The organism is Halomonas sp. BC04, assembly GCF_000568385.1.
This window is the reverse complement of sequence record NZ_AZQX01000200.1, coordinates 1-10,733: the sequence shown is the minus strand read 5'-3', so window position 1 is coordinate 10,733 and position 10,733 is coordinate 1. Positions and strand designations below refer to the sequence as shown.

Annotated in this window: 9 protein-coding genes and 4 pseudogenes; 3 read left to right on the top strand and 10 right to left on the bottom strand. The window is 65.0% G+C overall.

All coding sequences use genetic code 11. From position 1 onward, the window contains the following. Positions 1 to 154 precede the first annotated feature (154 nt). The 3 genes and pseudogenes from Q427_RS35365 to Q427_RS36930 form a co-directional block, all read left to right on the top strand. A pseudogene (locus tag Q427_RS35365) lies at positions 155 to 906 on the top strand (tripartite tricarboxylate transporter permease). Beyond that, positions 870 to 1,730: a tripartite tricarboxylate transporter permease gene (locus Q427_RS35360; RefSeq protein ID WP_051496385.1), complete on the top strand. Its 861-nt coding sequence runs from the start codon at positions 870 to 872 to the stop codon at positions 1,728 to 1,730. The pseudogene Q427_RS35365 and the gene Q427_RS35360 overlap by 37 nt, the downstream one beginning before the upstream one ends. Before the next feature lies 1 nt (position 1,731). Further along, positions 1,732 to 2,724: pseudogene (locus Q427_RS36930) on the top strand (AbrB family transcriptional regulator); the annotation flags it as partial. A gap of 38 nt (positions 2,725 to 2,762) precedes the next feature. Here Q427_RS36930 and moaA read toward each other — a convergent pair. From moaA to narH, 10 genes and pseudogenes are all read right to left on the bottom strand, one after another. Continuing rightward, a pseudogene (gene moaA / locus Q427_RS14125) lies at positions 2,763 to 3,748 on the bottom strand (GTP 3',8-cyclase MoaA). Continuing rightward, complete coding sequence (locus Q427_RS14120) at positions 3,745 to 4,047, bottom strand: putative zinc-binding protein (protein WP_269321245.1); 303 nt, start codon at positions 4,045 to 4,047, stop codon at positions 3,745 to 3,747. Before Q427_RS14120 ends, moaA begins: the two are co-directional and overlap by 4 nt. After that, positions 4,002 to 4,163: a hypothetical protein gene (locus Q427_RS35355; protein WP_269321244.1), complete on the bottom strand. Its 162-nt coding sequence runs from the start codon at positions 4,161 to 4,163 to the stop codon at positions 4,002 to 4,004. Before Q427_RS35355 ends, Q427_RS14120 begins: the two co-directional genes overlap by 46 nt. A gap of 61 nt (positions 4,164 to 4,224) precedes the next feature. Then, positions 4,225 to 4,968 carry a Crp/Fnr family transcriptional regulator gene (locus tag Q427_RS14115; protein ID WP_043514979.1) on the bottom strand — a complete coding sequence of 248 codons (744 nt, stop codon included), beginning with the start codon at positions 4,966 to 4,968 and terminating at the stop codon, positions 4,225 to 4,227. After that, entirely contained in the window at positions 4,928 to 6,169 is a 1,242-nt protein-coding gene (locus Q427_RS14110; RefSeq protein ID WP_051496384.1) for a molybdopterin molybdotransferase MoeA, read from the bottom strand. Before Q427_RS14110 ends, Q427_RS14115 begins: the two co-directional genes overlap by 41 nt. Beyond that, positions 6,166 to 6,749, bottom strand: a pseudogene (gene moaB, locus Q427_RS14105) (molybdenum cofactor biosynthesis protein B). The gene Q427_RS14110 and the pseudogene moaB overlap by 4 nt, the downstream one beginning before the upstream one ends. A 173-nt stretch (positions 6,750 to 6,922) precedes the next feature. Next, the gene (locus tag Q427_RS14100; RefSeq protein WP_043514978.1) at positions 6,923 to 7,744 is read right to left on the bottom strand and encodes a peptidylprolyl isomerase; all 822 of its coding nucleotides are present in this window, start codon (positions 7,742 to 7,744) and stop codon (positions 6,923 to 6,925) included. Positions 7,745 to 7,925: 181 nt separating this feature from the next. Further along, entirely contained in the window at positions 7,926 to 8,618 is a 693-nt protein-coding gene (narI, locus tag Q427_RS14095) for a respiratory nitrate reductase subunit gamma (RefSeq protein ID WP_043514976.1), read from the bottom strand. Positions 8,619 to 8,631: 13 nt separating this feature from the next. After that, a complete protein-coding gene (gene narJ, locus Q427_RS14090; RefSeq protein WP_043514974.1) occupies positions 8,632 to 9,414 on the bottom strand; it encodes a nitrate reductase molybdenum cofactor assembly chaperone in 783 nt (260 codons plus the stop codon). Continuing rightward, positions 9,407 to 10,733: nitrate reductase subunit beta (gene narH, locus Q427_RS14085; protein ID WP_043514972.1), on the bottom strand; the 1,327-nt coding region annotated here is incomplete at its 5' end. The genes narH and narJ, both read right to left, overlap by 8 nt.

The following is a 10,733-nucleotide window of genomic DNA, read 5'->3' as shown; positions in this document are numbered from 1 at the left end:
TATCTGCTGGGTCTGCGCCCCTGGTACCTGGCTCCGGCCCTGGCGATACCGATTTCCCTCATTATCCTTGCGGTCTTTACGCTGCTGGGCATCCGCCTGCCGGGGGACATCGTGCCTTTCCTGTAGCCTAGCCCGCCCGTTTCGGAGCATCGCCATGTTTCAACCCGAGGCGTTCATTGACGCGTTGTCCCTGGTGCTCAACTGGAACACCTTGATGTGGCTGACCATCGGTGTCTTCGTCGGGGTCGGCCTGGGTGCCATACCCGGGCTCACCACCTCCACCGGGGTAGCCTTGATGCTGCCACTGACCTTCACGCTGGACATCACCGGCGCCTGGGCCTGGTCATCGGCCTCTACAAGGGTGCGCTCTTCGGCGGCTCCATTTCGGCGATCAGCTTCGCCACCCCGGGTGCACCCGACTCTGCCGCCACGGTATTCGACGGCTACCGCATGACCCAGAAGGGCCAGGGTCGCAAGGCGCTGCTGACGTCGCTCTACTCTTCGGTGACGGCCGATACGCTTTCCGATGTCCTGGTCATCCTGATTGCCCCCATGATGGCACTGGCGGCACTGCAGTTCGGCCCTGCGGAGAGGACCTGGCTGATGGTCGTGGCCATCGCTTTGCTGGGTGCACTGTCGGGAAAGCATGTCGCCAAGGGGCTGCTGGCGGCCGCCATCGGGCTCTATATCGGGACCATCGGCACCGATCCCATCGGAGGGGCCTCGCGCAACACCTTCGGCTTGGCCTGGCTGAGGGACGGTATCAGCCTGGTGCCATTGATCATCGGCCTCTTTGCCATGAGTCGAATGCTTGAGCAGGGCGTCGAGCTGCTGCACGAATCCCGCCTGGGAACGCGGTCGAACGCAAGATGCACGACCTGTTCAGCGGCAAGCAGGATGGGCTGACGTTTCGCGAGTACCTGAGCAACTGGCGCGAGATGGGGATCGGGCTCGGCGTGGGCAGTTTCGTCGGGATGCTGCCGGGACTCGGGGCCACAGTGGCGTCCTTTCTTGCCTACGGCATTGCCAAGCGACTACTGCCGCACAAGAAGATCGGCACGGGGGTCATGGGCGGCGTGGCCGCGGCTGAAGCCGGCAACAATGCCACCGCAGGCCCCACCCTGGTGCCACTACTGGCATTCGGCATCCCCGGCAGCGCTACGGCGGCCCTGATCGGTGGGGCACTACTGCTGCAGGGCATCACACCCAGCCCGCGGATGTTCGAGCTGCATGCCGATGTCATCTACGCGCTGTTCACCATCCTGATACTGGCCAATCTGTTCAATCTGGTCATCGGGCGAGGGTTCGCCTTCTTCTATGCCAAGCTGGGATCGCTGCCCAAGCCGGTCCTGGTGCCCACCATCATGGTACTGGCGGTGATTGGCAGCTTTGCCACCCAGGGCAACCCCTTCGACGTGCTGGTCATGCTCTTCTTCGGCTTTTTTGGCTTCTGCATGCGCAAGTTCGGCATACCCGAAGCACCGCTGATCATCACCTTCCTGATTGCCCCGATGCTGGAGGAGAGCATGCGCCGGGCAGTAATGATCAGCGGCGGCGAGTGGGTGGGCGGCCTGCTGAACAGCCCCCTGAGCCTGACCCTGCTGGGCATTGCCGTGCTGGTGCTGGTGCTCTCCTACCGGATGCGCTTCTCCGAACGGCTGGAGGCCATGGCGCAGGAGCAGGAGCCTGTGAACGAAGACAGCAACGACGAACATCACACCGGCCGCTAGCGTGAAGCTTCTTGCCCTGTTGATCGCAGCAGCCGGCGTACTGGTATTCAGCCTGCTGGGCCTCCCCCTGCCGTGGCTGCTGGGCAGCCTCACCGCCATGAGCGTGGCCAGCCTGCTGGGCTGGTCGCATTCGCCACCGACCTGGCTGCGCCAGGCCGCATTGGTGCTGCTGGGTATCCAGGTAGGTGCGTCGATCGATGCCACCCTGCTGGGCCGGATGATCCAGTGGCCACTGACCGTGGCGGGCATGCTGGTGCTCGTGGGAATGACCACGCTGGCAAACATGATCTATTTCCAGCGTCGGGCGGGCCTCGATAGTGTCACCGCACTGTTCGCCGGCGTGCCGGGGGCTCAGTCGGTGGTACTGCTGACCTGTACACACAGCGGTGCCAATGCGCAGCAGGTACTGCTCGGCCAGATCAGCCGCATCATTATCGTGCTCTACCTGGTCCCCCTGCTGCTGATCTATTTCGGGCCGGGAATGAGAAATGCAGAAGATGCGGCGACAATCGCGGACTGGAGCCTGCCGAGATTCGGCCCCGTGGCACTCACCCTGGGTGCCGCGGCCCTGGGATGGTGGCTGGCACGTCTCGGACGCCTGCCGCAGCCGCCCCTGCTCGGCCCCATGCTGGGGATTGGCCTGCTGAATATCCTGCAATGGCCAAGCATGGCGCTACCGGCCGATACCCTGCTTGCCGTGCAGTACTTCCTCGGTGCGTCGCTGGGGGCCTACTTCATCGGTATCCAGCTACGGGATACCCTGGGCATGTTGGCTCACGGCCTCGTGGCCATGCTCATCACCATGCTGCTGGCCGGTGCCATGACTCTGGCCATGACAGTGGTGACAGACCACGACACAGCCGCTCTGTTTCTCGCCTTCGTGCCGGGTGGGTTATCGGAGGTCGTGCTTCTGGCCGCCACCCTGGACGTGGACCCGGCCTTCGTGGTCTTCCATCACCTGCTGCGCTTCCTACTCATCGCTGCACTCCTGCCATGCTGGCGGCGCGGCTGGCCAAGTGACAAGCATAGCCCTCAGCCCCCGGTCATGTTCATGAAGCGCACCACCTGCACGTCGCCGTCGGTGGTGAAATGGTGGCGTTCAGGCTTCTTCTGCATGGCGTCGACGATAGCGGCCTTGAGCCGTTCGAGATCGCCGGGGTGGCGGCGCATCATCGCACGCAGGTCCACCGAGTGCTCGTTGCCCAGGCACAGCAGCAGGCGGCCCTCGGCGGTGACCCGCACCCGGTTGCAGGCATCGCAGAAGTTGTGGCTGTGGGGCGAAATGAAGCCAATCCGAATGTCCGAGTCGCTCATCCGAAAATACCGCGACGGCCCCAGGGTGGTCTCGGTGGTGGGCACCAGAGCATGGCGTGACTCGATGGTGGCACGTACCTCGTCGCTGGAGCAGAAGGTCTCTGCACGGTCGTGGCCAATGGCCTCGCCCAGGGGCATCTCCTCGATGAAGCTGATATCGACGCCTTCGGCACGGGCGAAGTCGACCAGGTCGAGCACCTCATCGTCGTTGCGCCCCTTGAGAATCACGGCGTTGAGCTTGATGCGCTCGAAACCGACATCGCACGCGGCACGGATGCCATCGATGACCTTGGCCAGGCTGCCGGTGCGGGTCAGCTCGCGAAAGCGGCCGGAGTCCAGGGTGTCGAGGCTGATATTGAGCCGCTTCAGACCGCCGGCGCGCAGCGCCCGGGCGTGCTTGGCGAGTCCCGAACCGTTGGTGGTCATGGCGAAGTCGCGCAACCCATCGAGGCCACCGACCTCCGCCACCAGGCCCTCTATGCCCCGGCGCACCAGCGGCTCGCCGCCGGTCAGGCGAATCTTCTCCACGCCCAGCTCGACGAAGGCACGGGACAGGGTGGCCATCTCCTCCAGGGTGAGCACCTGGCACGAGGCAGGAAGGTCATCTCCTCGGCCATGCAGTAGACGCAGCGGAAGTCGCAGCGATCGGTAACCGACAGGCGAACGTAGCGGACGGTGCGGCCGAAGCCATCGACCAGGCTCATGGGTTCTCCTCGGCGCTTGCTTCGACATGGGCCGTGGCGTCCATGGGCAGCCGGGCAATCAGGCTGCCAACCTGGTCGGCCACGGCAGTGACCTCGTCCTCGCTGTAGGTCTGGCCGCGCCGCTTGCGAAAGCCCTGCTCATAGAGCCGGACATGTTCGGTGGGGGCAACACCAGCATTGGCCAGGCAGTGGGTCACGCAGTGCATCTGGCAGCCGTCGATGGCGACGATGGGCCGACCGGAGCGGGCGGTCTTCACCAGCCCGGGCACGCCACCGCCCACGCCGGCAATGCAGGACATCTCCGCCTCCCCGGTGTGATCGAGCGCCAGGCGACGTCGTTGGCCAGCTGGGCCACGTCAGAGCAGCCGGAGCAGGAGTAGACCAGGGTGCGGGGCTTCTTGGCGGTTCGGAGCATACAGTCTCCCGGATAACATCGGAGTGACCGCGTCAGCGCCGATAGCGGCGTCAGCGACGCGTCAGTCGTCCGCCAGCATGGCGTCACGCAGCTTCTGCTCATCCAGCACCACCAGGCGCTGACGGTCGATGCTGATGACACCGCCGTCACGCAGCTTGGCCAATAGCCGCGACAGGGTCTCCGGCGTCATGGCGAGCTGGGCGGCCAGCCAGCGCTTGGGAATAGAGAGGCGCACCACCCGCGGCGACTTGGAGCGACCGGCGGGCAACTGGCGCAGGATGTAGCTGACCAGCCGCGACATGGCATCTGCCTGAGTCAGCAGGGCCAGGTCCTCGAGGCGTTCAGTCAGTTCCAGGGCCAGGCGACTCATGAATTCGGCGCGGCAGACGGGCTGGCGATCCATCAGCTCGCGACAGCGCTGGGCCGGGATGGCCAGCACATGGGTACGGCGCAGCGCTTCCGCCGAGTAGAGGTAGACGCCGGCGCTGGAGACCATGCTCAGCTCGCCCAGGGTGCCCCCGCGCTCCACGCAGCGAATGGTGGCCAGGCGACCATCCCCGGCGGAACGCGCCAGGCGCACGGCGCCGTTGATCACGATATAGAGCCAATGGGCCGGTGCATCCTGCCGGAACAGCCACTCGCGATTCTTCAGTGCGCGCAGCTCGGAGTCCTCCAGCAGTGAAGTGACTTCGTCATCGTCGAGCTCGCCCAGCCAGGGCACGCCGTGGACCAGCTCGCGCAGCTGCTTGGGCTTGAACAGCAGGTCAGTCGACGAACTGTCCGGCGGGCAGATAGGGGTAGTCATGACCTTCCTCCACGTCGGTATCGGCGGCCATCATCAGATAGCCGTGTGCCTGGCTGGCTGCCCGCAGCATGTGCGACCCCTGCCCGCCAGCAAGAAAGGCTACCGGAAGGCCACCTTGCCAGTCGAGCACTACGCGCAACAGCTCACGCCGGCCACGGTTGCCGCGCCGCGAAAAGCCGGCACGAACATTGAATTGTTGTAATGGTCCGACGGTGCGGCCCTGGCACCCCTGGACGAAGGGCCTCGCCAGGAGCTGCCACCCCACCAGCGAGGCCACCGGATTTCCCGGCAGGGCGATGAGCGGCACCCCTTCCGGCGACCCATCGTCCAGGTAGCCGAAGGCGAAGGGCTTGCCCGGCTTCATCGCCACGCCGTGGAACACCAGCCCGCCCAGCGCCTCGAGCACCGGCCTGACATGATCCTCCTCACCCACCGACACGCCACCGGTACAGACCACCAGGTCGGCGCTGTCGCGACTTACCGTGAAGGCTTCGTGCAGCGCCTCCGCCGTATCAGCAATGATGCCCAGGTCGAGCACATCGCAGCCCTGCTGCTCGAGCAACGCCTGCAGCATCACCCGGTTGCTATTGTAGACCTGCCCCGGCGAGGCAGTCTCGCCGGGCTCAACAAGCTCGTCGCCGGTGGAGATCAAGGCCACCGTCAGACGCGGCAATACCGGCACCTCGGCAAACCCCTGGCTCGCCAGCATGGCCAGGGCCGCGGCGTTGAGGGTCGCGCCCGACGGCAACAGCGCATCGCCGGCCCGATACTCCTCGCCACGTCGGCGGATATTGGCCCCCGGCTTTGCCTCGCCACTGACGTGCATGCGGCCCTCACCGTCCAGGGTGACCCGCTCCTGGGGTATCACGCAGTCGGCGCCTTCCGGCACCGGCGCGCCGGTGAAGATGCGCGCGCAACCGCCTTCAGGCAGCTTGGATACCACCGCCCCCGCCGGCACACGCATGACCACGGGCAGCCCCTGCTCCCCCAGTTCCGACAGCCTCAGGGCATAGCCGTCCATCGCGCTGTTGTCGTTACCCGGCATGTCCAGCCGAGCGGCCAGGTCGCATGCCAGCACCCTGCCGAAAGCCTGCTCCAGCGCCACCGACTCTTCGCCCCGGACCGGCTCCGCAGCAGCGATCATCCGCGCCCTGGCGACCTCAAGGTCGAGCAGGCCTTTGGCAAGGTTGGCACAGCTCACGAGTACGCTCCTTGACCATGGTCAGGCGTTTCATCGGTGCTACGCGTGGCACAGCGGGGCTGTTCGGGCAGCACCATGGCCACGAAGTTGCAGGGCCGGGTACGGGCATCGAGCTGGGCGAGCAGAATGCCATCCCAGGCGGTGGCACAGGCCTTGGGCGAGCCGGGCATGGCGAAGATCAGCGTACCGTTGGCGACCCCCGCCACGGCACGGGACTGAATCGTCGAGGTGCCGATCGTCTGGTAGGAGAGCTGGCGAAACAGCTCGCCATAGCCATCGACCGACCTGTCGAAAAGCGGTGTCAGCGCTTCCGGCGTGGTGTCCCGGGCGGTGAATCCCGTGCCACCATTGACCAGGATCACCTGGATATCCTCGCGCACCACCCACTTCGAGACGACCGCCGGATACGGTAGATATCGTCGGGCACAATACGGCGCTCCACCAGCGCATGCCCGGCCTCGGAGAGACGCTCGCTGAGCAGGTCGCCGCTACCGTCGCGGTCAAAGCCGCGAGTATCGGAGACGGTCAGCACGGCGATGCCGAGCGGCACGAAGGGGGTATCGGCGTGAACATGAGCCATAAAGCCTCCTGAACCACCGACTCCGGTGGCACTAATCGTTATACGAGCCCGAAAAGTCTGCGAACGAAGACCAGACAAGGCAAAAATTGGCAAAAGAGCGGAGTTTACTAGCTGCTAAATGAGCATCTTGCGCCAATTTTTAACGCCGTATGGTCGAGTGCAGCGACTTTTCGTCATTGCATCAGGCTGCCGGCGGCATCGTCATCGAGCGCTATCCCCTCGACCCCCACCTCGGCTTCCAGCGCCAGCAAGTAGTGGCGCAGGGCGCGTCGAGTCGCCTGCTCACGCAGGCTGTGACGCACACGGTCAACGACCTGCTCGAAGGGCAGCGGCTGGCCCTCGGCGCGCTCGTCCACCAGGATCACGTGCCAGCCATAGCGTGAGGCCAGCGGCCGCTCGTGGAGCCCCTCGGGGAGGTGCTGCAGGGCGCGGTCCAGTTCACCAACGGTCTGCCCCGGTGCCAGCCAGCCCAGTTCACCGCCCTCCTCCTTCGACGGACACGCCGAGTGACGCATGGCGAATTCGGTGAAGCGCTCGGGAATGGTCGTAAGCTCCGCGATCAGCGATTCCCCCAGGCGGTACTGGGCGTCCCGGGCCGGGGCATCGTCCGGTGCCGCGGCCAGCAGGATATGGCGAACGGCCAGGCGGGTCGGCTCGCTAAAGCGCTCCGGGGCGGCATCGAAAAAGCGCCGACAGTCGGCCTCGGAAGGTTCCGGCACCTCCAGCTCCTGCTCGAGCAGGCTGGCGATGGCGGCATCGTTGTCGCCCTCCTCGGCTTCATCGGCGGCCACCAGTCCCAGCTCGGCGGCACGCAGGAGAAGCAGCTCGCGTACCACCAGGGCACGGGCCGCCTGAAGCTGGGCCTCACCGGCATTGGCCGCGGGGTGGTACTGCATCTCCCGGGCGATGCTCTCCTCGTCGATGGCCTTGCCGCCGACCTTGATGGGCGGAGGCGTGACGCGGCCCGGTAGCTGTTCGATCTCGATCATTTGCATGGTGCTATTCCTCAAAACTCGTTGGGCTGCTCCGTCGACAGGCCTGCGAGGAGGCGCTGTGAACCCATCCCTGGGCGCTACATTTGCCATCCATGGTAAATGACCTCCTCTTCGGCCTGCCCCCGGCGCCCTCAGGCGGTGCCATTGTTCGCGAAGCTAAGCGAGCGCAGCCAGCTTGTGCTTAACCCCGGCGGCGGACCAGCTGGTAGCGCCGCGTGATGTAACCGAACGGCACGCTCCAGACATGCACCAGCCGCGAGAAGGGGAACAGCAGGATGATGGTCAGGCCCACGAAGATATGCAGCTTGTAGATCCAGGAGACCTCTTCCATGTAGTAGGCAGCACCGCCGCCGAAGAAGACGATCGCCTGAGCCCAGCTGGACAGAGTCACCATCATCTCGCCGTCCATATGACCCAGCGAGAAGATGATGGTGACCATACCCAGTGCCGCCTGGAACACGATCAGGCCGAGGATGGCGGTATCCATGGTGCTTGATGAGGCTCGCACCCGCGGATTGGTGATGCGGCGATGCAGCAGCATGGCGCCGCCCACCACGCACATGGCACCGGCGATACCGCCTACCACGATGGCGATCAACTGCTTGGTGCCAGCGTGCAGAAAGGCACCGTAGATCCACTGCGGCGTCAGCATGCCGAACAGGTGACCGAAGAAGATCACGATGATGCCGACATGGAACAGGTTGCTGGCCAGGCGCATGTGCTTCGACGACAGCATCTGGCTGGAGCCGGTCTTCCAGGTGAACTGGCCATGGTCGTAGCGCATCAGGCTGCCGATCAGGAAGACGGTGCCGACCAGGTACGGGTAGTAGCCGTAGATCAGATGATTGAGATAGGTGGAAATGGCGTCAAACATGACAGTTCTCCTGTTAACGACCGCTCACGCGAGGCGCATCCGCCCCGGGTGACATGATCCGTACCGGCTGGCTCTGGGTCTCGCGCTTGCGCTCGGCCAGACGACGCCCTTCGGCGGACTGCAGCGCGCAGTCCTCATCGGACTTGGCGGAAAACCGCACCGCCTCCTCCTCCCATACCGCATCCAGCGCCTCGGGGGTGTCGTCACGACTCTCACCCACCACGGTTTCACGTTGGGCTTCCACCTCCTCCTCGGCGCCGATCATCGCCAGCAGGGCGCGCATCACCAGGGCGTGGTCGGTACCACGCTCTTCCAGTCGCGCCGCCAGCAGCGCCAGGATGTGGCGAATCTCGCCCAGCCAGCGACCGATCTCCTCCTCGCTACGGGTGGAGAGATACTCCAGAAACAGCGGCAGGTAGTCCGGCAGCTCCCGGGCATCCAGCTCGAAGCCGGCTTCCTGGTACTCGTTCATCAGGTCGACCATGGCCTGGCCGCGGTCGCGTGATTCGCCATGGACGTGCTCGAACAACAGCAGCGAGTGAGCGCGGCCCTTGTCGAACAGCGCCACGTACTCGGACTGGAGTTCCAGCAGGTCGGACTCACTCATGCGCTGGCACCAGCTCATCAGGTCGGCACGCAGCGCCGCCGGCAGGCGGCCCTCCACATAGAGCGCCTCGATCAGGTCATCCGCGGCGCCCTGGAGCGCCTCGGTGGGATAGTCCAGCAGGCGGGCCAGCACGCGCAGGCTGCGCATGCCGAGTTCGGCCTCGGGTAACTGGAGTGCGGCATCAGTCATGGTGCTTCTCCTTGGCAGCCGTCTTCCCGGCCATGGTCTTGGGATCGAAGACGTCCACCGGCTTGACCAGCGAACTGGTCTGCTTGCGACCGTTGAACAGGCTCGGCTTGCTCTCGCCGTGGCAACCGTCGCCGAAGCTGAAGCCGCAGCCGCCGCGCTCGGGGAAGGCTTCGGTGGCCATCTCGCGATGGCTGGTGGGAATCACGAAGCGATCCTCGTAGTTGGCGATGGCGAGATAGCGATACATCTCCTCCACCTGCGCCTCGGAGAGGCCCACGGCGTCGAGCACGTCGGTATCATGCTTGCCTTCCACGTGGCGGTTTCGCATGAACACGCGCATCGCCATCAGCCGCTTGAGCGCCAGTACCACGGGCTCCTCCTCACCGGCGGTGAGCATGTTGGCGAGATACCTCACCGGAATGCGCAGCGACTCGATCTTGGGCAGCACGCCGTCGTACTCGATCTGGCCGGCCTCGGCGGCCGACTGGATCGGCGACAGGGGCGGCACGTACCAGACCATGGGCAGGGTGCGATATTCCGGGTGCAGCGGCAGCGCCAGCCCCCAGTCCATGGCCATCTTGTAGACCGGCGACGCCTGGGCGGCCTTGATCACGTTGTCGGTGATGCCGTCCTTCTTGGCCTGGGCGATCACTTCCGGGTCGTTCGGGTCGAGGAAGATCTCGCGCTGGCGGTGGTAGAGGTCGCGCTCGTCCGGCGAGCTGGCCACTTCCTCGATACGGTCGGCATCGTAGAGCAGCACGCCGAGGTAGCGGATGCGGCCCACGCAGGTCTCGGAGCAGATGGTCGGCATGCCCGCCTCGATACGCGGGTAGCAGAAGATGCACTTCTCGGACTTGCCGGTCTTCCAGTTGTAGTAGATCTTCTTGTACGGGCAGCCGGAGATGCACATCCGCCAGCCGCGGCACTTGTCCTGGTCGATCAGGACGATGCCGTCCTCCTCACGCTTGTAGATCGCACCGCTCGGGCATGACGCCACGCAGGTCGGGTTGAGGCAGTGCTCGCACAGGCGCGGCAGGTACATCATGAAGGTGTTTTCGAACTGGCCGTAGATGTCGGCCTGGATCTTCTCGAAGTTGGAGTCCTTACGCCGCTTGGCGAACTCGGTGCCGAGGATCTCCTCCCAGTTGGGACCCCATTCGATCTTCTTCATGCGCTCACCGGAAACCAGCGAGCGCGGACGTGCCACCGGCTGGTGATCGGCCTGCTTGGCGGTATGCAGGTGCTCGTAGTCGAAGTCGAACGGCTCGTAGTAGTCGTCGAGCTCGGGCAGGTCGGGGTTGGCGAAGATGTTCGCCAGC